The 21,409-nt window shown below is 56.2% G+C and carries 20 protein-coding genes, 5 pseudogenes and 1 riboswitch; of the genes and pseudogenes, 21 read left to right on the plus strand and 4 right to left on the minus strand.

All coding sequences use genetic code 11. The annotated features are described in order from the left end of the window. Nucleotides 1-39 precede the first annotated feature (39 nt). From ftsY to RSAL33209_RS04605, 3 genes and pseudogenes are all read left to right on the plus strand, one after another. The gene (gene ftsY / locus RSAL33209_RS04595) at nucleotides 40-1,227 is read left to right on the plus strand and encodes a signal recognition particle-docking protein FtsY (protein WP_012244496.1); all 1,188 of its coding nucleotides are present in this window, start codon (nucleotides 40-42) and stop codon (nucleotides 1,225-1,227) included. Nucleotides 1,228-1,449: 222 nt separating this feature from the next. Continuing rightward, nucleotides 1,450-2,751: pseudogene (locus RSAL33209_RS04600) on the plus strand (ammonium transporter). Beyond that, nucleotides 2,748-3,086 carry a P-II family nitrogen regulator gene (locus tag RSAL33209_RS04605; protein WP_012244499.1) on the plus strand — a complete coding sequence of 113 codons (339 nt, stop codon included), beginning with the start codon at nucleotides 2,748-2,750 and terminating at the stop codon, nucleotides 3,084-3,086. The pseudogene RSAL33209_RS04600 and the gene RSAL33209_RS04605 overlap by 4 nt, the downstream one beginning before the upstream one ends. A 105-nt stretch (nucleotides 3,087-3,191) precedes the next feature. Here the strand turns inward: RSAL33209_RS04605 and RSAL33209_RS04610 are convergent, their stop codons facing one another. Further along, nucleotides 3,192-4,604, minus strand: coding sequence for a glucose-6-phosphate dehydrogenase (locus RSAL33209_RS04610; RefSeq protein ID WP_012244500.1), 1,413 nt, complete (start codon nucleotides 4,602-4,604; stop codon nucleotides 3,192-3,194). Between the two features lie 135 nt (nucleotides 4,605-4,739). Here RSAL33209_RS04610 and ffh point away from each other — a divergent pair, with 135 nt between their 5' ends. Beyond that, the gene (ffh, locus tag RSAL33209_RS04615; RefSeq protein WP_012244502.1) at nucleotides 4,740-6,308 is read left to right on the plus strand and encodes a signal recognition particle protein; all 1,569 of its coding nucleotides are present in this window, start codon (nucleotides 4,740-4,742) and stop codon (nucleotides 6,306-6,308) included. Between the two features lie 20 nt (nucleotides 6,309-6,328). Further along, complete coding sequence (locus RSAL33209_RS04620; RefSeq protein WP_012244503.1) at nucleotides 6,329-7,048, plus strand: alpha/beta fold hydrolase; 720 nt, start codon at nucleotides 6,329-6,331, stop codon at nucleotides 7,046-7,048. A gap of 123 nt (nucleotides 7,049-7,171) precedes the next feature. On the opposite strand, the gene RSAL33209_RS04625 is transcribed toward RSAL33209_RS04620, so the two are convergent. Both RSAL33209_RS04625 and thiC read right to left on the minus strand, forming a co-directional pair. Then, nucleotides 7,172-7,831, minus strand: coding sequence for a hypothetical protein (locus RSAL33209_RS04625; RefSeq protein ID WP_012244504.1), 660 nt, complete (start codon nucleotides 7,829-7,831; stop codon nucleotides 7,172-7,174). 369 nt (nucleotides 7,832-8,200) lie between these two features. Next, nucleotides 8,201-9,941: pseudogene (thiC, locus tag RSAL33209_RS04630) on the minus strand (phosphomethylpyrimidine synthase ThiC). Next, a riboswitch (TPP riboswitch) is annotated at nucleotides 9,940-10,050 on the minus strand. (Overlaps the previous pseudogene by 2 nt.) 139 nt (nucleotides 10,051-10,189) lie before the next feature. Between thiC and RSAL33209_RS19965 the strand changes: the two are divergent. The 15 genes and pseudogenes from RSAL33209_RS19965 to RSAL33209_RS17745 all read left to right on the plus strand — a co-directional run. After that, a pseudogene (locus RSAL33209_RS19965) lies at nucleotides 10,190-10,390 on the plus strand (GNAT family N-acetyltransferase); the annotation flags it as partial. A gap of 28 nt (nucleotides 10,391-10,418) precedes the next feature. After that, nucleotides 10,419-10,598 (plus strand): hypothetical protein, encoded by a 180-nt coding sequence (locus RSAL33209_RS18565; protein ID WP_233494272.1) that lies wholly within the window; start codon nucleotides 10,419-10,421, stop codon nucleotides 10,596-10,598. Nucleotides 10,599-10,734: 136 nt separating this feature from the next. Then, entirely contained in the window at nucleotides 10,735-11,163 is a 429-nt protein-coding gene (locus RSAL33209_RS04640) for a hypothetical protein (RefSeq protein WP_041684448.1), read from the plus strand. Between the two features lie 179 nt (nucleotides 11,164-11,342). Continuing rightward, nucleotides 11,343-11,774 (plus strand): 30S ribosomal protein S16, encoded by a 432-nt coding sequence (gene rpsP / locus RSAL33209_RS04645; protein WP_041685195.1) that lies wholly within the window; start codon nucleotides 11,343-11,345, stop codon nucleotides 11,772-11,774. A 1-nt stretch (nucleotide 11,775) separates the two neighbouring features. Continuing rightward, nucleotides 11,776-12,018 carry an RNA-binding protein gene (locus RSAL33209_RS04650; RefSeq protein WP_012244509.1) on the plus strand — a complete coding sequence of 81 codons (243 nt, stop codon included), beginning with the start codon at nucleotides 11,776-11,778 and terminating at the stop codon, nucleotides 12,016-12,018. Between the two features lie 112 nt (nucleotides 12,019-12,130). Next, complete coding sequence (gene rimM, locus RSAL33209_RS04655; RefSeq protein ID WP_080503763.1) at nucleotides 12,131-12,658, plus strand: ribosome maturation factor RimM; 528 nt, start codon at nucleotides 12,131-12,133, stop codon at nucleotides 12,656-12,658. Beyond that, complete coding sequence (trmD, locus tag RSAL33209_RS04660) at nucleotides 12,659-13,450, plus strand: tRNA (guanosine(37)-N1)-methyltransferase TrmD (protein ID WP_012244511.1); 792 nt, start codon at nucleotides 12,659-12,661, stop codon at nucleotides 13,448-13,450. It begins immediately after the preceding gene. Nucleotides 13,451-13,670: 220 nt separating this feature from the next. Further along, nucleotides 13,671-14,033, plus strand: a complete 363-nt coding sequence (gene rplS, locus RSAL33209_RS04665; RefSeq protein WP_041684451.1) for a 50S ribosomal protein L19 — start codon at nucleotides 13,671-13,673, stop codon at nucleotides 14,031-14,033. A 15-nt stretch (nucleotides 14,034-14,048) separates the two neighbouring features. Then, the gene (gene lepB, locus RSAL33209_RS04670) at nucleotides 14,049-14,729 is read left to right on the plus strand and encodes a signal peptidase I (protein WP_012244513.1); all 681 of its coding nucleotides are present in this window, start codon (nucleotides 14,049-14,051) and stop codon (nucleotides 14,727-14,729) included. Beyond that, nucleotides 14,730-15,638, plus strand: coding sequence for a signal peptidase I (gene lepB, locus RSAL33209_RS04675; protein ID WP_012244514.1), 909 nt, complete (start codon nucleotides 14,730-14,732; stop codon nucleotides 15,636-15,638). It begins immediately after the preceding gene. A 54-nt stretch (nucleotides 15,639-15,692) separates the two neighbouring features. Beyond that, entirely contained in the window at nucleotides 15,693-16,346 is a 654-nt protein-coding gene (locus tag RSAL33209_RS04680; protein ID WP_012244515.1) for a ribonuclease HII, read from the plus strand. Nucleotides 16,347-16,353: 7 nt separating this feature from the next. Next, nucleotides 16,354-16,692 (plus strand): DUF2469 domain-containing protein, encoded by a 339-nt coding sequence (locus RSAL33209_RS04685; RefSeq protein WP_012244516.1) that lies wholly within the window; start codon nucleotides 16,354-16,356, stop codon nucleotides 16,690-16,692. Between the two features lie 252 nt (nucleotides 16,693-16,944). Next, the gene (locus RSAL33209_RS04690) at nucleotides 16,945-17,301 is read left to right on the plus strand and encodes a YraN family protein (protein ID WP_041685198.1); all 357 of its coding nucleotides are present in this window, start codon (nucleotides 16,945-16,947) and stop codon (nucleotides 17,299-17,301) included. Continuing rightward, a pseudogene (locus RSAL33209_RS04695) lies at nucleotides 17,298-18,832 on the plus strand (YifB family Mg chelatase-like AAA ATPase). Before RSAL33209_RS04690 ends, RSAL33209_RS04695 begins: the two are co-directional and overlap by 4 nt. Further along, entirely contained in the window at nucleotides 18,829-19,023 is a 195-nt protein-coding gene (locus RSAL33209_RS17745) for a hypothetical protein (RefSeq protein ID WP_041684453.1), read from the plus strand. The pseudogene RSAL33209_RS04695 and the gene RSAL33209_RS17745 overlap by 4 nt, the downstream one beginning before the upstream one ends. Here the strand turns inward: RSAL33209_RS17745 and RSAL33209_RS04705 are convergent. After that, nucleotides 19,013-20,278 (minus strand): annotated as a pseudogene (locus tag RSAL33209_RS04705) (IS3 family transposase). The gene RSAL33209_RS17745 and the pseudogene RSAL33209_RS04705 overlap by 11 nt on opposite strands. 154 nt (nucleotides 20,279-20,432) lie before the next feature. On the opposite strand from RSAL33209_RS04705, the gene dprA reads away from it, so the two are divergent. Beyond that, on the plus strand, nucleotides 20,433-21,347 hold the full coding sequence (gene dprA / locus RSAL33209_RS04715) for a DNA-processing protein DprA (RefSeq protein ID WP_325050108.1): 915 nt from the start codon (nucleotides 20,433-20,435) through the stop codon (nucleotides 21,345-21,347). Nucleotides 21,348-21,409 lie beyond the last annotated feature (62 nt).

Consider the following 21,409-nt stretch of genomic DNA (forward strand, 5'->3'; position numbering starts at 1 on the left):
CGCTGATTATCGGCGGCTGCGTTATGAGAAGCTTGGTGAGTGAATGACATTTGGCTTCTGATTCTGTACATCGTCGTCGGACTTGCCGTGCTTGGCAGCCTGCTGGCCGTCTTCCTCAAGACCTCGCGCAATAGGAACTCCTATAGTGCTACCAGAGACGCTAACGACCCTGCTCCCGGCGGAACGCTTACTGAAGATCGCGATGCCACTGGCGAAAGCTCGGTGCCGCCGGTCTTGGTCGAAGAATCAGACGAAGGTTTGGTTGTCTTTCCCGGCGACGGTACGGCAATCGTGGAGACGCCGGAGCCGCCAGCGGGTCGGTTACAACGTCTGCGCGCGCGTCTGTCAAAGTCAAACAATGCCCTAGGCAAGGGACTTCTCGCACTACTTTCCAGCGACAAGATTGATGAAGGCGTTTGGGAAGAGCTCGAAGAAACGCTGCTGCTTGCCGATATCGGCACACAACCTAGTCTTGAATTGGTAGAGATTTTGCGCGAACGCGTCAAGATCATGGGTAGCCGCAGCCCGCAAGAAGTTCAGGCGATGCTGCGTGAAGAACTCATCAAACTAGTTGACCCAGGCATGGATCGCTCGTTGGCTGTCAGCCGCCAAGGTGAGCTTCCCGCCATCGTGCTAGTGGTCGGCGTCAATGGCGTTGGCAAAACCACCACGGTAGGTAAGCTCGCGCGCGTGTTGGTCGCTGAGGATAAAGATGTACTGCTCGGCGCGGCAGACACTTTCCGCGCCGCGGCTGCCGAGCAGCTGGCTACTTGGGGTGCGCGAGTAGGCGTGCCAACGGTCAAGTCCGACGTCGACGGTGCTGACCCGGCTTCGGTGGCTTTCGAAGCCGTGAAGTCTGGCATCGAGCAAGAAGTCGATGTGGTGATGATTGATACGGCTGGCCGCCTGCAAAACAAGGTCGGATTGATGGACGAGCTTGGCAAGGTCAAGCGCGTCATTGAAAAACTTGCCAATGTTGGCGAAGTGTTGCTGGTTCTGGATGCGACCACTGGTCAGAACGGTTTGACGCAGGCAAAGGTCTTTTCTGAAGTAGTCGATATCACCGGCATTGTGCTGACCAAACTGGACGGCACTGCTAAGGGCGGCATCGTCGTGGCGATTCAAAAGAGTTTGGGCGTACCGGTCAAATTAGTTGGCCTTGGCGAAGGTGCTGACGATCTTGCCCCGTTTGATGCGGAGCAATTTGTGGACGCAATTCTGAACTGAGCCTATTTGGCAGCTCTAGACATCGAATTTACCTGTTCGAAACATCAGCGTGACGCAGCATTTACGCCCGGTTGCCCCTTGTAACCTCGCTGCAATATAGATCCCTTTTAGGTGAAACACGATTTCGCCAGACTCAAAGGCAACAGTGACGCCGCCTCCGCGCGGCGTGTTCAATCACTGACGCACTAGATGAGAAATAATTGGGAAAGGGGCGCGGCATTCATGAATGAAGGTGATACCGCTTGGGTGTTGGTTTCAGCAGCACTGGTTCTGCTCATGACGCCCGGACTGGCGTTCTTCTACGGGGGGATGACGCGGTCCAAGGGTGTACTCAACATGATGATGATGAGCTTCGGAGCAATCGCCTTAGTCGGCGTGCTCTGGGTTCTCTAAGGTTACTCGGCGGCCTTCGGCACCGACGTCGCTGGTGGCCTGCTGGGCAACCCATTCGAAAAGTTTGGGCTGAACGGCATTCTCGAAACCGGTGACGGCATGCCTTTGGTTGGCACCATTCCGGAAATTGCCTTCGTTGGTTTCCAGGCGGTGTTCGCAATCATTACGGTGGCGTTGATCTCCGGCGCAATCGCCGACCGCGCGAAATTTGGTGCCTGGATGTTGTTCGCTGGCATCTGGGTCACGGTGGTCTACTTCCCGGTGGCGCACTGGGTCTTTGACTTCAATAAAGATGCGAACGGGAACCCGATTGGTGGCTGGATCGGTCAGGGCCTCGGCGCAATTGACTTTGCCGGTGGTACCGCCGTTCACATCAACGCGGGTGCTGCTGCGCTTGCGCTGGCATTGGTCTTGGGCAAACGCCTTGGCTTTGGTAAGGATCCCAGCCACCGTCCGCATAACTTGCCGTTTGTGATGCTCGGCGCCGGTTTGCTCTGGTTTGGCTGGTTCGGTTTCAATGCTGGCTCGGCTCTGGCCGCCAACGGCGTTGCCGGTATTGCTTGGATTAATACCTTGGCTGCGCCGGCTGGTCTGGTGGCTATTACGCCAGCGGCAGTTGCTATCACTCCGGTCTGGTCAATCGTTCTTGGCGTGCTAGCCGGAGTAGTTTGTGCCCTAGCTGTTGGTCTGAAATACAAGCTGGGTTATGACGACTCACTTGACGTTGTTGGGGTGCACCTAGTTGGTGGCTTGCTGGGCACACTGTTTATCGGCTTTGCAGCAAACCCCGGATCGCCGGCAGGTGGCACTGGGGTGTTCTACTGCGGTGGACTTGAGCTATTGGGTAAGCAAGCCATCGGTTCCTTTGCCGTGTTGATCTACTCTTTCGTAGTCGCCTTTATCGTGGGTTGGATTATCAACAAAACCATGGGGTTCAGGGTCTCGGAAGAGCACGAAGTCAATGGCATCGATGTTTCAGTTCATGCCGAGACTGCCTACGAATTTGGTGGCAGAGTGGGCAGCGCATTCCATCCCTTGGATGAGGCGCTCCGCCGACGGCCGGCTGAGTCCGAGTCTGTGGTGCCAACACCTGCCAAGAGCACGGACGAGAACACTAGGGTGGAAGCATGAAACTCATCACAGCGATCATTCGTCCGGAGAAGTTTGACGACGTTCGTGGCGCTTTAGAGAGCTATGGTGTGCAAGGCCTCACGGTCAGTGCGGCTAACGGTTATGGGCGTCAACGTGGTCACACCGAGGTCTATCGGGGTGCCGAATACGTGGTTGATTTGCTGCCCAAGATTCGGATAGAAGTACTTGCAACAAATGATCAGGTAGATGACATAGTCGACGTGATTATTTCGAGCTCGAACACCGGACGGGCTGGCGATGGCAAAGTCTGGACCGTTGATGTTTATGAAGCTGTCCGAGTGCGTACCGGTGAGCGGGGTACTGCTGCAGTCTGACCGGTACTCATTCGGTTTGAGATAGCGAGACGACGTGGGGCTAGCCAGAAAACATGTTTCCTAGCTAGCCCCACGTCGTCTCGCTATCTCAATTGCGTTCCGGGCCTAGGCAGGTTCGCTACTAGTAGGCCAACTCGCTGGCCCCGAACTTCCGGCGGCGTAGTCATCCATCGGAATTTTGTTTGCCTGCCAAGCTTTCAACGTTGGTTCAACGATTTGCCAGCACAGCTCGGCAGTATCACCCCGGACCGAGAGTAACGGATCGCCCTTGAGCACGCCGTCGAGCATTTCACCATAGGGCAGCAACGGATCGCCAGCTAGATCCGCTTCCAGCCGAACCCGGTTCAAGGTGAAGAGATCGCCAGGTCCATTGACATCGAGGTCTAGTCGAAGCGTGTCGGGTCCAAAACCGATGTGCAGTCGGGTAGGCGAGTCGGTGCCAAGGAATCCAGTGGGCAAATGCGGCACGGACTTGTACGTGATGATCGCTTCTTTACGGGCTTTACCTAAAGATTTACCCGAGCGCAGCGTGAAGGGCACGCCAGCCCAACGCCAGTTAGCAATTGAAACTTGAACTTCAGCCAGCGTCTCGGTGTTATTTTTCGGGTCAACGCCGGATTCGCTCACGTAATCAGGCACCTTCCGTCGGCCAATTTTCCCGGCAGAATAGCGGGCTCGTCGACTGTTCTTTGGCTCCGCAGTGCTGGCCCGCAGTACGGTGGCAATGCCATCGCGCACGTCTTGCTCGCTGAGGGTAGCCGGTGGCTCCATGGCGACGATTGCCATGATCTGGAGCAGATGGCTTTGGATCATGTCGCGCAGCGCGCCAGCCCGGTCGTAATATCCAGCCCGGTTTTCCAACGTGAGGTCCTCGTCGAAAACGATCTCTACTTTCTCGATGTGATCCGCATTCCAGAGTGGTTCGAGAAGTCGATTCGCAAAGCGAAGGCCCAGAATATTGAATACCGTGGATTTGCCAAGAAAATGATCCACCCGATGAATATGGTCTTCAGGTACCAGCGCAGCGAGCGTCTCATTGAGTCGATCCGCAGATTCGACCGAGGAACCAAATGGCTTCTCCATCACTAGCCGAGTTTCTGCCGGCAGGTCTGCCGCGGTCAAAATTTCGCAGGCACGCTGGCTCACCGCAGGCGGTAAGGCGAAATAGACTGCAACTGGCCCGGTCAACTTTGCTAGTAACGCGGGCAATTCACTCGGCGCCGTGACATCAATCTGGTGGTAGACGCTGGTCTTTTCGACCTTTGCTAGCGCGGTGCGACCAGCTGCATTTGCCTCCTTGGCAGCATCGCCGAAGACTCTGCTGACTCTTTTGTCCCAAGGCTCAGCGGGTGCGTCGCCGGTGCCAGCACCAACCACAGTCAGGTTTTTTGCTCGCCCTGCCGCGATCAACCGCGCGACGCCGGGCAGTAGCAACCTTCCGGTCAGGTCGCCAGAGGCACCCAGGATGAGCAGAGTTCGGATACTGCCGGTTTCAGAATTTCGCTTTGTTTCAGCCACCTACCCAGCATGTCACTTTCGCTGCCAGATTGGCAGGGATCAATCTGGCAGTTTGATCCGTTGACCTTGGTATCCTTGATAGTTGATCCACTCAAAGCTTTAGACTTCTTAGACCTCTTCGAAAGATAACCTCTGGTGTTCAATTCACTTGCTGATCGGCTAGCCGCAACCTTCAAGAATCTTCGTGGCAAGGGCAGGCTTTCCGAAGCCGACGTCGATGCCACAGTCCGGGAGATTCGGCGCGCCTTGCTCGATGTGGACGTCGCGGTGCCTGTGGTGCGCGAATTCACCGGCAAAGTTCGTGAACGTGCCATGGGTGCGGAGGTCAACGCCGCACTGAATCCGGCGCAGCAGATCGTCAAGATTGTTAACGAAGAACTTGTGGCAATTCTTGGTGGGCAGACCCGTCGGATTCGTCTGGCAAAGAACCCACCGACGGTCATCATGTTGGCTGGTCTCCAGGGTGCTGGTAAAACGACTTTGGCTGGAAAGCTTTCTAAATGGCTTAAGGGCCAGGGGCACTCACCGCTTTTGGTGGCAGCGGATCTACAGCGTCCTAACGCGGTCAAGCAGCTGCAGGTCAACGGCGAACGGGCCGGTGTGCGGGTCTTTGCCCCGCATCCTGGTGTTTCTTCCGAATTTGAGTCTGCTACTGGTGACCCGGTTGCGGTAGCACAAGCAGGCTTGGCCGAGGCACGCAGCAAGCTGCACGACGTCGTCATCGTTGATACCGCCGGTCGCTTGGGTGTTGACGCAGAATTGATGCAGCAGGCCGCAGATATTCGGGCAGCGATCTCGCCGGACGAAGTGCTCTTCGTCATTGATGCGATGATCGGCCAAGATGCGGTTGCTACCGCGCAGGCCTTCGATGAAGGTGTGAATTTCACCGGCATCGTGCTCTCAAAGCTCGACGGCGACGCCCGCGGTGGTGCCGCACTTTCGGTGGCAACGGTCACCGGCAAACCGGTAATGTTCGCCTCGACCGGTGAGTCGCTAGATGACTTCGAAGTCTTCCATCCTGACCGGATGGCCTCGCGCATCCTTGATATGGGCGATGTCCTGACGCTCATCGAGCAGGCAGAGAAGAACTGGGACAAAGATGAAGCCGCTCGGATGGCGAAGAAATTCGCTGACCAAGAGGATTTCACACTCGAAGACTTCTTGGCTCAGATGAACCAGATTCGCAATATGGGCTCGATGAAAAAGATGCTCATGATGATGCCGGGCGCGCAAAATATTCGCCAGCAGCTTGAGCAGTTTGATGAGCGCGAGATTGACCGGGTCGAAGCAATTGTTCGTTCGATGACGCCGCATGAGCGTGTTGCGCCCAAGATCATCAATGGTTCACGCCGGGCGCGCATCGCACGTGGTTCAGGTGTGCACGTTTCCGAGGTCAACGGTCTGTTGGAACGTTTTGGCCAAGCGCAGAAGATGATGAAAAAGATGGCTTCTGGCGGCGGTATGCCTGGCATGCCAGGTATTCCTGGTGCCGGTGGTGCGCGTAAGGGAGCAAAAAACGCGCCCAAAAAGAAAGCCCGGTCAGGAAATCCAGCCAAGGCCGCCCAGCAGTTGCGCGACGCTGAGGAGAAGCGATCTGCGAAGAGCAGCGCACCCACTGGTGCTGCCTTTGGCGCGCAAAACCAAGAGTTCGACCCAACGGCCATGAATTTGCCCAAGGGTTTTGACAAGTTCCTCGGCAAATAGAAGCGGGCTGAACCAGGCTATTGGCTGTTACTTCTAGCTCGTCTAGGCGCGTTGTCTTTGTCCACGGCAGTGGGTTCTTCGGTGCTGCGGCTTGGCCCGCACAACATGTGTTGGCAGGCAGCTTCGATTGCCTCTTTGTACGCAGGTCGGGCTTCGATGCGGTGCTGGAGCCGTTGCCCACCGATTTTGTTGCCGATGCGCAAATAGTCATTGACAATCTGCAGCTCGATGGACAACAAGGCGGTCACGTCGTCGCGCATGCTCAAGGTGCGATCTCGGCAATGATGGCGGCAGTCCAGCGTCCAGACTTGGTCCATTCGCTGACCTTGTGTGAGCCGGCATGTCTGTCATTGACCAAGGACTTACCGGCAACCGCTGCGCATATGAAGCTTATGCAGCCAGTCTTCGATCAGCGGGCCACGCTGGACGACGTCGGCTATCACCGTCAGTTCGCTCAGCTTGCGTTTGGTGAGGCCGCTCGAGTTTTAGACCCGGACGACGCTGAGGCTTTACGTTCCGCGCATCGGCTTCGCTTGCAGGCGCCAGCATGGGCGGCCCCGCTCGATATTGTGCCTGGCGTACCCACTCTGGTACTCACCGGTGGCTGGGAGCCTATGTATGAAGAAGTTGCGGAATATCTCTCCAGCACTGGGGCGCAGCATCTGGTGGCGGGCGGCGGCCACCGACCGCAAGATACCGAGAACGGTCAGCGAGCGATCAAAGAGTTTTTAGCCGCTTAGCCGCCGCGTCATGTGCTCCGCGTCATTTGCATCACATCAGGGAGCTCAGCGCTTCACTTGTGCGCAGATAAGCGGGGTGGAGCGATCCAATACCCGGCTTATCTGCACACAAGTGGCGTACAGTTAGTCCAGCGGGCAACCAGATCGCACGAGTGCGGCTCGAACTTTGGCCACTGCGTATGCTCCTTGTGCTTGCAAATCTGCCGCAGTCAACCTAACTATCGTCCAACCCGCGTGCTGCCAGCCGTCGTCCCTTGCGATGTCCGCTGCTAGCTGATTTCGGCTGCGGTGATGATCGCCTTCGTACTGGATCACAATTTTGTAGTTGATGTAGGCCAGGTCTGCCCAGCGGAGTGGACGGCCATCGATTTCGTCGTCGAGCGAATGATTTACCGTGGGCTCCGGTAAGCCCGCCGCAATCAAGCGCAGCCTGAGTCTACTTTCCTGTGGTGAATCCACACCGGGACGTATCTTTGCTGCGGCAGCACGACGTAGTACGTTGGCTTTCGCCCGTACTGGTAGCAGCTCGGTGAGTTCCGCCACGCCACACAACGCTTTGCGGTGCTTGCCGAAATCCCGCGAGCGTGCGCGTACTAGAAAATCGCCAGCGACCACAAGATCTTCCTCGGTCAGAATGGTTGCTAGATCGCGCCACGTTCGCTCCGGCGTCGTAAGCCAAACTCCGCGGCGAAAGGTAATTTCGTTTCGCTCGATTCGTAGTCGATGACCGTGGACGCCCTTTCGCCGCGGTTGGGCAGCGGGCTGCCTACGACTGATATCCAATTCCGCTCTGGCTTCGAGCCAGTAGGGCAGGGGAATCTGCCAGAGGATCGCGGCCGTGACGTGGCTTGCGAACGCTCCAGGGTTGCCGCCAGATGGCTTTGGACTAGCTCGGACAACTTCGCATCAGAGCCTTTGACTATCCGTAGCCCCCTGCTGGGGATCTCTAAATCAGCGGCGGTGCTCCGAGACCGCGAAACGCCAAGTTCTTTTGCTTGGGCCAAGGTGAATGCGGGGCGGGGAAGTTCTTGAGGTAGCTGGTGGCGTCGCATCACCACAGTTTACCGCCGAAGCCCGACGCTATCGGTCACTTGTGCGCAGCTGAGCCGGGTTCTGTGGATAAACATCCGACTCAACTGCGCACAAGTGAAATTAGGACCGGGATTCCGAGTAAATTTCCTTACCGGCAGCGACGAACTCTTCGGACTTTGCCCGGAGACCAGCCTGCATTTCCTCGATCGAGGCCACTAACGTTGCTTGTGCTGCTGCGCCACCAAATTCTGCGCGAATGTCTTGAGAGATTCGCATTGAGCAGAACTTTGGCTCGCACATTGAACAAAAGTGTACGGTTTTCGCCGGCTCAGCAGGCAAGGTCTCGTCGTGGAAGGCTTCTGCCGTGGCCGGATCCAGCGATAACGAGAACTGGTCCCGCCAACGGAACTCGAATCGTGCTTTGGACAGCGCATCGTCGCGCAGATGTGCGCCAGGATGTCCCTTCGCCAGATCTGCGGCGTGTGCAGCAATCTTGTAGGTGATAACGCCGGTCTTAACATCGTCTTTGTTCGGCGAACCCAAGTGCTCCTTGGGCGTCACGTAGCAAAGCATCGCAGTGCCGTAACGAGCAATCTCGGTGGCACCGATAGCCGAGGCGATGTGGTCGTAGCCCGGTGCAATATCGGTGACCAAAGGTCCCAGTGTGTAGATAAGGGGCACCCTTGCAGAGTTCCTGTTGCCGTTCAACGTTTTCCCGCACCAGGTGGAAGGGAATATGGCCTGGCCCCTCGACCATCACCTGGACATCGAATTCCCAAGCCCGCACCGTCAGTTCGGCCAGGGTATCCAACTCCGCGAACTGGGCGGCGTCGTTCGCGTCTGCGGTGGCACCTGGCCTCAGGCCATCGCCTAGGGAAAACGCGACGTCGTACTGAGCAAAAATCTCACAGAGCTCGTCATCGTGCGTATAGAGGAAATTCTCTTGATGGTGAGCTAAACACCAGCCCGCCATAATCGAACCGCCGCGGGAGACGATGCCGGTCACGCGGTTTGCCGTCAGCGGCACGTAACGCAGCAGCACCCCGGCGTGAATGGTCATGTAATCAACGCCTTGTTCGCATTGCTCAATCACGGTGTCTCGGAAGATCTCCCAGGTCAGCGCCGAGGCATCACCATTGACCTTTTCTAGCGCCTGGTAGATCGACACAGTGCCGATCGGCACGGGGGAGTTGCGGATAATCCACTCGCGCGTGGTGTGAATATCGTCGCCGGTAGACAGGTCAATGACTGTGTCCGCACCCCAGCGGGTGGCCCACTGCATTTTGTCGACTTCTTCAGCAATCGAAGAGGTCACCGCAGAGTTGCCGATATGGGCGTTGATTTTGACCAAGAAGGCCTTGCCGATGATCATCGGCTCAGACTCGGGGTGATTGATGTTGTTAGGGATGATCGCTCGACCGGCAGCCAGTTCGGAACGCACCAGCTCGACGTCGCAGTCCTCACGTAACGCGACAAAACGCATTTCTTTGGTGATGACGCCGGCGCGAGCGTAATGCATTTGGGTCACGCGTTTGCCTGGCAACGCGCGCCGTGGTTCCGGTTTGGCACCTTGCCATTCGGCAGAGGCCGCGCCTCGGCGCACCGCTGAGCGTCCGTCGTCGGAAAGATCTCGACGCCGGCCCTGATAAATTTCGACGTCGCCGCGCTCAGTGACCCAGCCAGCGCGAAGCGGCGGCAGGCCACGAACAGGATCGCTGCCGGGACCGGCCGTGCGGTACGTGATGAAGTCCGGATTAGCGCCTTCTGGCGAATCATCGAGCGCGATTCGTGTGACGGGAACGCGCAGCTCACCGTCGTTAAGAAAATCCAAGGAGTGGGCAGGGTGATTTTGAGCAGAAATGAAGGTATTTCCTACTTCCTTCGCCGGAATAACCCGGACAGGTTCGAACGGTCGCAGGCGGTATCAGCCCGATCTCAGCCCTTTGCCAAGGGCACCCGTGTGGATGCTCCGAGGTTAGCAGACTGAACACCAAGAACTCTGATCCGCAAGGCTAGGCTGGTGCTATGGAGTTCAAGATTCGGCCAGCGCGAGCAGAAGACTACGAGAAGCTTCCTGAGATCGAGACTGCGGCAGACGCCGTGATTAACATGGTTGGGCTACCTGAAGCAAGCTCCCTAGCAGAATATCGGCAAGGAAAGTTTGTTGCGGTTGCGCAGAGATCCGGGAGGCTTTGCGGGCTAGCCAGAGTTGATGAGGTCGACGGACAAGCCCATTTGGAGCAGATTTCGGTGCTCCCAAGCGACTCAGGTCAAGGGATTGGCCGGGCGTTAGTTGAAACCGCCAAAACCTTGGGCACGGAATGCTGGTTATCGGCAGATGACGCTATGTACCTTCCGCGATGTATCTTTCAACGCGCCGTTCTATGCGCGATGCGGCTTTGCAGTGCTGGAAGAACCTGCGAATCAGTTGTTAGCCCTGCGTCAACGCGAACGCGAACTCGGTCTTGACGGGCTGGGGGTTCGGGTTGCAATGATGACAGATTTAGCGCTGGCATAACAAGAAAACGATATGCCCGGCGCAACACGACCAATAGCAGGATAGGCAAAGGTTCGTAAGCTCCGAATCTCCAGATACTGTGGACTCGACGGAGGCCCGAACACCGGACCTCAAACGATCCATGGGAGGCCATGCCATGTCCACCAATCAGCTGTTCATTGCTACCCACCACGAAGCCAGCCGTTTTGCCCGAGGAAACGGCTCGGCACCGAAAAATCTCATTGATTTGGGTGAAGCCACGGATCTTGACCTTGAAGTTCTTGGCGAGCTAGCGGTAAAGACCGTCCACGCAACCGGCACAGAGACCGCGCTAGGAATGGTTGATGTTGATCTTGACCAACTTATGGTGCTTCCTGATGCACTAGTGGAAGTTTTCGCTGAGCTGCCCACCTTGGAAGATCAGGAAGAAGTTACCGAGCTAGCGGCGGCTTGGGCGGCTACTGAAGAACTCGCCAGCACCGTCGAGGTAGCTGAGCCACTCTTACGAAGCATCGCGGGCTTGGCCGCCCAGGTTATCGCAGCGGATGAAGATGCCAGATTGACGCTGTATTACATCACAGCGTAAGAACTGCCCGGCTGAAGTTCGCATGCTGCGGAAGCATCTGGCATAATGAACAGGTACTCGATCCGCGCAGCCCCTCTCTCTGCGTGCGCATTGTGTCCTTTAGAACCCTCAGATCGGCCCGCCCCACGGGAGCGTGACACGGGGTTCGACTCGTTTCAGAAACAGGAGTGACCACAAAAGTGGCCGTTAAGATTCGCCTTAAGCGCTTTGGTAAAATGCGCGCCCCGTACTACCGCATCGTCGTTGCGGACTCACGCACCAAGCGTGATGGCCGTGCCATCGAAGAGATCGGCAAATACCACCCGACCGAAGATCCCTCGTACATCGAGGTTAACTCAGAGCGCGCTCAGTACTGGCTTTCCGTCGGTGCACAGCCTTCTGAGCAGGTTGCACAGATCCTGAAAATCACCGGTGACTGGCAGAAATTCAAGGGCCTCACCGGCTCTGAAGGCCGCCTGAAGACCAAAGCCACCAAAGACGCTTTCGTAGCGCCGGAGAAGAGCTCGGTCATCACCAAGGAAGCTATCACCCCGAAGAAGAAGGTTGCAGAAGCCGCTGAAGAGCCGGCTGCTGCAACCACTGAAGCGGCAGAAACCACCGAGGCTGAGTAATTTGTTGGCCGAGGCTTTGGAGCACCTGGTACGCGGTATCGTAGACAGCCCCGATGATGTGAGCGTTGCCGCTCGCAATAATCGGCGTGGCGAGACCTTGGAAGTTCGGGTTCACCCGGATGACCTTGGTCGAGTAATCGGTCGTCAAGGCCGAACCGCTCGCGCCTTGCGAACGGTTGTTGGCGCGTTTTCCGGTGGCGACCAAGTCCGAGTCGACGTCGTCGACACGGACCGGCGGCGCTGAGCTCAGCGTAGCCTCGCGGTAAACAGCTAAGATTGTGGCTCCGGCACTGAAAAGTGTCGGAGCACTTTCATTTCCAACCCAATTTCATCTTCAACCCAGCATCAGGAGAAGCATGCAAGTCCACGTTGGACGCATCGGCAAACCGCACGGCATTCGCGGCGAAGTCACGGTCGAGGTCTTGACTGATACCCCGCAAGAGCGATTCTCCGCGGGTGCCGTTTTCAGCACCGAACCGACTTCGGCAGGGCCGCTGACGGTAGAAACCGCGCGTTGGAACAAAGACATCTTGTTGTTGGGTTTTGAAGAAGTCAATGACCGCAATCGCGCTGAGACACTCCGTGGCACTCGACTGATTTTCGAAACGGATTCGGTAGCGTCAGATGAATCCGAATCGGATTCTTGGTACGAACACGAATTGATTGGCTTGGAAGCCCGAGTTGGCGATCAAACGGTCGGGAAGGTCTCGGCGCTCAACCCGATGCCGGCCCAAGATCTCTTAGTAATCACCACAGCCGCCGGCGAAGAAGTGTTGGTCCCATTTGTTGCCGAGATTGTTCCTGAGGTGGATATTGCGGCTGGGTTCATCCGGTTAGTACCACCAGGTGGGCTATTCGACATTAACCGCAAGGACGCAGAATAGATGCGTCTTGACGTCATTAGTATTTTTCCGGACTATCTGGCACCGCTTGAACTGTCACTGATCGGAAAAGCGCGACAAGACGGATTGTTGGAGCTAAACGTCCACGATCTGCGAGCGTTCACGACCGATCGGCACCGTACGGTGGACGATACTCCTTATGGTGGTGGTGCCGGGATGGTGATGAAGCCCGAACCCTGGGCCCTAGCTCTGGCATCTGTTGTTGAGCCAGCGGCGAAAAGTAAACCGGTCTTGATTGTTCCCTCGCCTGCTGGTGAAGTTTTTAACCAGCGGATCGCTGAAGAACTCGCGGCCGAATCTCATCTGGTCTTCGCTTGCGGGCGGTATGAGGGCATTGATGAACGGGTGGTGGACTGGGCCCGTGAGTCGTTTACTGTTCGTCCCATGAGTTTGGGCGATTACGTGCTCAATGGGGGCGAGGTGGCGGTTATGGCCATGGTCGAAGCAACCGCCCGTCTTTTGCCGGGAGTAGTTGGTAATCCCGACTCGCTGCTAGAGGAGTCCCACCAAGATGGCCTCTTGGAATACCCGGTTTACACCAAACCTTCAGCTTGGCGTGGTGTTGATATCCCCGCCGTGTTGTTGAGCGGAAACCATGCCAAAATTGCCAGATTTCGCCGGGACGAACAACTTCGCCGAACCGCGCAGCGCAGGCCAGACCTGTTAACGCAGCTGGATCCAGCAATTCTTGATCGAGCGGATCTGGCGGTATTGCGCGAGTCTGGTTATTTAACGGTCGACGGCGTCTTGACTAGGACTTCCGAACTGGGCTGAATTGGTCCTCACTAGTGTTCATGTGGCAGAATTAGTACTTGTGTTTGCTGGGTTCTTCCTACCACAGGGGGATAGTGCCCACAAAGCGAACGCTCCGGTCGGGCCGTCCCGTGCTCAGACCGGCTAAACAATGCTCCGGAAGCGAAGTTTTTGACTTGTCTCGACTTTGACTGCCGTCATCAAAAGTGAATGACCTGTGGCGTTCGCCAGGAGTTGCAGAATGCACATCCTAGATTCATTAGACGCAGCCAGCCTGCGTAGCGATGTTCCCGAATTCCGCGCCGGAGATAACCTCAAGGTGCACGTGAACATCATCGAAGGTAACCGCTCTCGTGTCCAGGTTTTCCAGGGCTTCGTGCTCGGTCGCCAGGGCGACGGCGTGCGTGAAACCTTCACCGTTCGCAAGGTCTCCTTCGGCGTCGGTGTAGAGCGTACCTTCCCGGTACACTCACCGATCATCGAAAAGATCGAGGTCGTCACCCGCGGTGACGTTCGTCGCGCGAAGCTGTACTACATGCGTGATCTGCGAGGCAAGGCTGCGAAGATCAAAGAGAAGCGTGATAACGCTCCTACCAAGAAGTAGTCGGCGGATTTTCGTTTGACATCAAACACTGAGCGCCGACCCAGGAAACTGGGTTGGCGCTTTGTTTTGCTCGCCGTCGCCATCGCGGTTGTTCTGAGTGCGCTGATTCGCGCATTCTGGGTAGAGGTCTATTACATCCCCTCTGATTCGATGGACCCACAATTATTAGTGGGGGATCGAGTTGCGGTTTCGCGTACTGATTACACCTTTGGTCCGATCAATCGCGGCGACATCGTGGTTTTTGATGGCCGAGGTTCGTTCGATCCGCTGAATTCTGGTCGTGGTCCCATCGTGGATGCACTTGCCGGAATTGGCGAGTTTTTTGGTGTTGCCGGTAGCGATACTGTGTATGTGAAACGAGTCATTGGCGTTGCCGGTGATGAGGTAAAATGTTGCACTGTTGATGGAAAACTCACAGTCAACGGCGAAACTCTTGTTGAACCCTATGTATTTCCGGGGGAGGATCCCAGCACAATGTCTTTTGATGTTGTGGTGCCGCAGGGTAAGTTGTGGCTGATGGGTGACCATCGATCAGTGTCTTCGGATTCTCGTTCTTTGCTGGGTAAGCCTGGTGGTGGACTGGTTTCGGTAAATAAAGTGATCGGTCGCCCAAGCCAAATTCTTTGGCCGTTCAATCGGTTTGGAACGGTTCCGCGGACTTTTATTGGTCCTGAAGTTCAGAAAGGCGCACAGTAGATGTCGCACCCCACGCCGGAAACGGCTCAAGAACCTACGCCGGAGACTGGCCATGGCCGACGTCGTGCTGACGCCGAGAACGATCTAGAAAAAGAGCAGGCTACGGTGCCCACCTCAGTTGAACCTGACGAAGGATTCGACCCAGCGGAATCTGCACAGCGCAGCGAAGCAGCCGCGAAAAAAGCCGATCCGAAACGTAACGGTGCCTGGTCTTGGTTTAAAGAGATCGCGATCGTCATCGTCATTGCGCTGATCTTGTCATTTGTGATCAAAACATTCTTGTTCCGCGCTTACTACATCCCGTCAGATTCAATGAACAACACTTTGTTGAAAGACGATCGGATCTTCGTCAACCTACTTGTGCCGCACCCATTTGCGCTGCAACGTGGCGACATTGTGGTGTTCAAGGACACGCAAGGCTGGCTGCCGCCCGCGCCGGAAAAATCCGTGAACTGGGTCAAAGAGTCGCTGACGTTCATCGGATTAATGCCGGATGAATCGCAGCAGCATTTGGTCAAACGCGTTATTGGTCTGCCAGGGGACCATGTCATTTGTTGCGATGCGCAAGGGCAAATCACCGTCAACGGTAAGGGCCTGGTTGAACCGTATCTTTACCCCGGAACCGATAATATGGCCGGCCCTAACGCAATTTTCGACGTCACGGTTCCGGCGGGAAAAATTTGGGTCATGGGCGATAACCGAAATAACTCGGCCGACTCACGGTGGCATCAGAGTTTGAACAGTCAAGGCTTTATCGACCAGAACGACGTCGAGGGTGCAGCTGGACTGTTAGCTTGGCCGCTGAATCGTTGGACGGTGTTGGGCAACTACCCAGATACTTTCCGGGATGTCCCGGCGCCGACGTCGACGCCAGTTTCCAGCCCGGATCCAGTTCCGACTGGGAAGTAACCGGTACCGAAATCTGAATCAATCGCTCCGACGCTAGCCTTTGAGCGGTCGCTGATGACCGCGGGAATCAGGTTTGTTGCTGGTGCCGATGAAGTTGGCCGCGGTGCGCTTGCGGGGCCAGTGAGCGTTGGCATGGTTGTTGTTGATGCTTCGGCGCAAAAACCGTTGGCCGGTGTGAAGGATTCTAAACTGCTCTCAGCTCAGGAACGCGAGAGTCTGGTGCCCTTGATCAAACACTGGGCAGTCGGTCATGCGGTGGGTCATGCCTCTGCCGCTGAAATTGATGCGGGCGGACTGACCTCAGCCCTCCGGTTGGCTGGCACTAGAGCTTGGAATCAGCTTTTGGCGGCGGGAGTTCGAGCTGAGACTGTCATTTTGGATGGAAATCACAATTGGCTCGCCAGCGCGCAACTGAGCATCTTCGATACGCCGACGGCGGATGAAGAGCTCGGTGTTGATGTGCCGGTTCAGACCAAGATAAAAGCTGATCTCAGCTGCCTAAGTGTTGCGGCGGCGAGTGTATTGGCAAAGGTAGAGCGAGACGCGATTTTGATTGAGTTAGACGCAGCCAACCCTCAATTTGGCTGGAAGATCAATAAAGGTTACGCGACTGCATCGCACCGCAACGCCATTGATTTGCACGGTGCAAGCCAGTGGCATCGGATGAGTTGGCGTCTAGGCAGCGCCGTACGAGCGGATAGGGCATGATGGTTGAATGAGCGCCGAGGATCTTGAAAACTACGAAACCGATATGGAATTACAGCTCTATCGGGAGTATCGCGATGTAGTTGGTTTATTTACCTATGTGGTCGAAACGGAGCGAAGGTTTTACTTGGCGAACCACGTCGATCTACAGGCAAGATCTGCAGACGGTGAAGTGTATTTCGATCTAACTTTGCAAGATGCCTGGGTTTGGGACGTCTATCGATCGGCTCGATTCGTCAAAAATGTTCGAGTCATTACCTTCAAAGATGTCAACGTTGAAGAGCTTGCCAAAAGCGATGATTTGGAATTGCTCAAAGCCTCCGATCTTGGCAACGATCTAGGGAATTGAGCTAAATCCCCGCCAATGAGAACCCCGAAGCCGTAGCTCCGGGGTTCTGAAGATGCGTTCAACGCATCTTCAGGCTAGCAGGAATTAAACATATGCGACAGACTGTTTCCATTATTTGTTGAACTTTCAGTTGCTGCGGCAATCGAAGCAACTTCCCCTCCACAGGTAGTGAATCTGCTGCAGTTTTCCACATTCGTTGGCCCACGCTCCTTTTTGCCATTCCTCGGTAGTTTTGTCTTGGATGCTTGGCAGATGAGAACGAAAATAGAGCTTGGTAAGCTTGGCGAGAACCTTGCCGCGGACTTCCTTGAACGCAGAGGGTTTCGAATTGTTGATACCAACTGGCGTTGTCCCAGCGGCGAAATAGACCTAGTTGCATTCGACGGCGAATTCTTGGTGATAGCTGAGGTCAAAGCGCGGCGGAGCTTGCGTTACGGGCATCCCTTTGAAGCGATTACTGATGCGAAGTTGCGTCGGTTGCGAACTTTGGCAGTGCTGTGGGCTAGGCATCACGGATTTTTCTCGTCGCCCATCAGGATAGATGCTGTTGCGGTACTGATCCCTCAAGGCGAAGAGCCTCGTCTGGAGCATCTTAGAGGTCTCGGATGACGCTGGGGCGCTCGTTTTCAGTAGCTTTGGTCGGACTCCGAGGTCACATCGTTGAGGTCGAAGCAGATATCGGGCAGATGTTGCCTAATTTCCAGCTTTTGGGTTTGCCTGATGCCTCATTAGTTGAGGCGAAGGAACGAATTCGTGCGGCGGCACATAATTCCGGAATTCCTCTGAGTCGGCGGAAAATCACCGTGAATCTTTTGCCGGCATCGTTGCCCAAAAGAGGCAGTACTTTTGATCTGGCCATCGTAATGGCCGCACTGCGAGCGGCAAACGATGTGCGTGACCCGGGTCGAACGGTGTTTTTGGCTGAACTAGGTCTCGACGGACGGCTCCGCCCCGTTCGCGGAATACTTCCTTCCGTGGTTGCAGCGGTCAAAGCAGGGTACGAGCAATTCGTGGTGGCGCCCGGCAATGTGCGCGAAGCGCAGCTGGTGCCTGGGGCAAGTGTCCAAGGATTCGATTCCTTGGCGCATGTGGCCTTGAGCTTCGGGGCGAATGCCACGGAATTAGTCCTCCAAGATTGGCCAAGTTTTGACGAAACAGTGCCAAATATTGAGAGTGCTAAGGAACTAGATTTGGCTGATGTAGCAGGGCAGCCGGGGGCGAGGGCAGGCCTCGAAGTCGCGGCAGCTGGCAGGCACCATCTGCTTCTTGTCGGCCCGCCGGGTGCTGGAAAGACGATGCTGGCTGAACGGCTACCTGGCATACTTCCAGATCTTGATGATGGCCAAGCGATGGAAGTAACTGCCATTCATTCGATTGATGGATTGGCGGGTGGGCGAACCGAACTTATTCGCAGACCTCCGTTTGAATGCCCTCACCATACGGCGAGCACTGCGTCAATTATTGGCGGCGGCTCGGGCATGCCGCGCCCCGGTGCGGCGTCGCGAGCGCATCGGGGCGTGCTTTTTTAGACGAGGCGCCAGAATACGAACGTCGGGTCCTAGATGCGTTGCGTCAGCCGTTAGAAAGCGGGGAGCTCGTCATTCACCGTTCCGCCGGGGTGGCAACCTACCCGGCACGATTTCAGCTTGTTCTTGCCGCTAATCCTTGTCCTTGCGGGAATGCTAGCGGAAAGGGTCTGGAGTGTAGCTGCACACCAATTGCTCGCCGAAGATATTTCGGCAGACTCTCAGGGCCGCTTTTGGACCGGGTTGATATTCAAATGAACGTCAACAGACTTTCTCTGGCTCAACTATCTTCACAGACCGGCGGAGAGCCAAGTGCTGCGGCCGCGGGCAGGGTGCTTGCTGCTCGGGAGCGAGCCATCCGGCGGCTTTCGGCCTTCGAGCTAAAGTTCAATGCCGAGGTCTCAGGCCGAATCCTAAGGGGCCCGCTGAGATTGACTGAGTCGAGCACCCGAACTATTGATTTTGCGCTTGAACGAGGGAGCTTGACGGCACGTGGTTATGACCGGGTGCTTCGAATCTCGTGGACCTTGGCAGATCTGGCTGACCTCGATCGTCCGGGAACAGATCAGATTGGCCAAGCTTTAGAGATGCGAAATCAAGGCGCAGCTCGATGACCCGGGCTGATTCACGACTGGCACGAGCAGCGCTGAGCCGCATTATGGAGCCGTCTGATCTGCACGGATTAGCAGTCATTCGGGTGCTTGGTCCTTGGGAAAGTATGCGCATCATCAGCGGAAATGCTCAGCTGCTCTCCGCGCAGGAAGTGAATCGCTCCGGTGTGTCCGGAGGGTTTCTCAGACGATGAGCCTGTCGGCGGCTGCCGTGCTCTGGTAGTGATTGTAGTAGTGGTTTTCTAGCTCTACTGGTGGGATGTCTCCGCAGTACTGGTAGAGCCTTCGGTGGTTGTACCAATCGGCCCATTCAGCGGTGCCGATTTCGACTTCTTCTAGAGTCCGCCAGGGCTTGCCGGGTTTGATCAGCTCGGTCTTATAAAGCCCGTTGATGGTTTCCGCCAAGACGTTGTCGTAACTATCACCCACAGAACCGATCGAGGGGCGGATACCGGCCTGGGCCAGGCGTTCGGTGAAGGCCAAGGAGGCGTATTGAGCCCCGGCATCGTGATGATGAATCACCCCGGAAATCTCAGCCCCGGCCCGTTCACGACTCCAGATTGCCTGATTAACTGCGTTGAGCACTAGCACGGTGTTCATAGAAGCACTCGCTGACCAGCCCAGGATCCTCCGAGAGTAAGCATCGATCACGAAGGCAACATAGACCCACCCGGACCAGGTCGAAACATAGGTGAAATCATCTACCCATAGCCGATCCGGTGCCGTTGGTGTGAAATCACGGCGGACCAAGTCCTTCGCTCGGGCTGCCTTCGAGTCTTTGATCGTGGTGCGTTTGACCTTGCCACGGACCGCACCCTGTATGCCAAGTAACCCCATGAGCCGTTCTACCGTGCACCTGGCCACCGGCACACCTTCACGGTTCATCGCCAACCAGACTTTCCTGGTGCCGTAAACCCCGTAATTAGCGGCATACACCTTCTGGATCACGGGCTTGAGCACCTCATCACGTTGTTCTCGGTGAGATCGTGTTTTATCCACCCATTCGTAGTACGTGGACGGGGTGGTCTTCACCCCGTCCCAGTAAGCACCTGGCAGATCGACTCGACACCCCACCGCAATCCATTATTCTCGCGGTGACCGGCATGGTCCTTGATGTATTTCACGATCAGTGTTGTGGCGGTCGAGTTCGACCGCGAAAAAAGCTGAAGCACTCCGAAGGATCGCGTTCGCCCGTTTCAGCTCAGCGTTCTCACGCCGTAACCGTTTCAGCTCGGCCGATTCCGTGCTCGTTGTTCCAGTTCTAGTACCAACATCGATCTCGGCTTGCCGGACCCATTTACGCACCGTTTCCGGCACACCCACACCCAAAAGCTGGGCAACTTTTTGCATCGCCGCCCACTCCGAAGACGCACCCTCCATCTCCGCCACCATGCGCACCGTACGATCCTTCAACTCCTGCGGATACCGTGTCGTAGTTTTCCCTGCCATGTCCTGATCCTCTCAAACAAGAAAGTCTCCGGACACGCCGGGGCGATTCAACCTGAGCGCCGAGTCCGGTGCCGTTTGGAAGGGCATCGACGATTGCTTGAAACGCTGGAGTCCGAGGCTTCCGCAAGTCGCCGCTGAACGTGATCTGACTACCATGGCCTCGATAGGGGGCGGCCTGCTAATCCCTGAAGATGCCGCTTGGCCGGCAGGATTGAAGGATCTCGGGCTGGCAGCACCTATCGGTTTGTGGTTTCGCGGTACATCGGGACTGCCAGCATTATCGGATTGTGTGGCTGTGGTGGGTTCGCGAGACAGTACTGCCTACGGGAATGCCGTTGTGGCAGACATCGCACATGGACTAGCCGTAAGGCGGAAAACAGTGCTTTCAGGCGGTGCTTATGGCATCGATGCTGCCGCAAACCGGGCTGCCCTTACGGCGAAATCAGCCGAAAGCGTCGCGACGATTGCGGTGATGGCCGGTGGGCTTGACCGCTTCTATCCGGCCGGGAACGAGCTCCTTTTGCGTGAAATATCGCAAAGTGGGCTTCTTCTGGCCGAAGTTCCGCCCGGCTGTAATCCGACGAGGTATCGCTTTTTGCAGCGGAATCGACTTATCGCGGCGTTGAGCTCGGCTACCGTGGTTGTCGAAGCGCGATGGCGTTCCGGCGCATTGAATACTGCTCATCATGCCGCGGAGATGGGACGTCATGTTGCCGCAGTACCGGGTTCGGTTTATTCAGCGAATTCGGCTGGTTGTCATCGATTGTTGCGCGAAGGCGCGGCTGTATGCGTTTCGGATGCTGCTGAAATCTGTGAGCTCATTTCACCTAGCGGTGTTTTGTCACCGATGCATATTCCAGATCGTGCTGAACACGACGGGCTACCCGCCGAGGATTTGCTGCTTTTAGATGCTTTGCCAGTCCGCAGGGGGAGCAGTGTGGAAAAACTTGCCGGTGTTGCCGGGCTTGATGAAGCTTCTGTTCGAGCTGGCTTGGGCCGGCTCGAACTTTTGGAGCTTGCCAAACGGTCGGAGAACGGCTGGTTGCGGCGCAGACCGAGTTCAACCTGAGCCGTGAAAAAAGCCGAGCCGACCGGGATCTTGTCCGAGAGGGCGAGGAGTTCTAATGTTTG

Origin of the sequence: Renibacterium salmoninarum ATCC 33209 (assembly GCF_000018885.1) — a bacterium.
GTDB classification, from domain to species: Bacteria; Actinomycetota; Actinomycetes; order Actinomycetales; family Micrococcaceae; genus Renibacterium; species Renibacterium salmoninarum.

Coding starts and splice junctions, on each gene's coding strand:
- RSAL33209_RS04605 (WP_012244499.1), top strand. CDS start 2,748: ATGAAACTCATCACAGCGATCATTCGTCCGGAGAAGTTTGACGACGTT.
- RSAL33209_RS18565 (WP_233494272.1), top strand. CDS start 10,419: ATGACGCTATGTACCTTCCGCGATGTATCTTTCAACGCGCCGTTCTAT.
- RSAL33209_RS04640 (WP_041684448.1), top strand. CDS start 10,735: ATGTCCACCAATCAGCTGTTCATTGCTACCCACCACGAAGCCAGCCGT.
- rimM (WP_080503763.1), top strand. CDS start 12,131: ATGCAAGTCCACGTTGGACGCATCGGCAAACCGCACGGCATTCGCGGC.
- trmD (WP_012244511.1), top strand. CDS start 12,659: ATGCGTCTTGACGTCATTAGTATTTTTCCGGACTATCTGGCACCGCTT.
- rplS (WP_041684451.1), top strand. CDS start 13,671: ATGCACATCCTAGATTCATTAGACGCAGCCAGCCTGCGTAGCGATGTT.
- lepB (WP_012244514.1), top strand. CDS start 14,730: ATGTCGCACCCCACGCCGGAAACGGCTCAAGAACCTACGCCGGAGACT.
- RSAL33209_RS04680 (WP_012244515.1), top strand. CDS start 15,693: ATGACCGCGGGAATCAGGTTTGTTGCTGGTGCCGATGAAGTTGGCCGC.
- RSAL33209_RS04685 (WP_012244516.1), top strand. CDS start 16,354: ATGAGCGCCGAGGATCTTGAAAACTACGAAACCGATATGGAATTACAG.
- RSAL33209_RS04690 (WP_041685198.1), top strand. CDS start 16,945: ATGAGAACGAAAATAGAGCTTGGTAAGCTTGGCGAGAACCTTGCCGCG.
- RSAL33209_RS17745 (WP_041684453.1), top strand. CDS start 18,829: ATGACCCGGGCTGATTCACGACTGGCACGAGCAGCGCTGAGCCGCATT.
- dprA (WP_325050108.1), top strand. CDS start 20,433: ATGGCCTCGATAGGGGGCGGCCTGCTAATCCCTGAAGATGCCGCTTGG.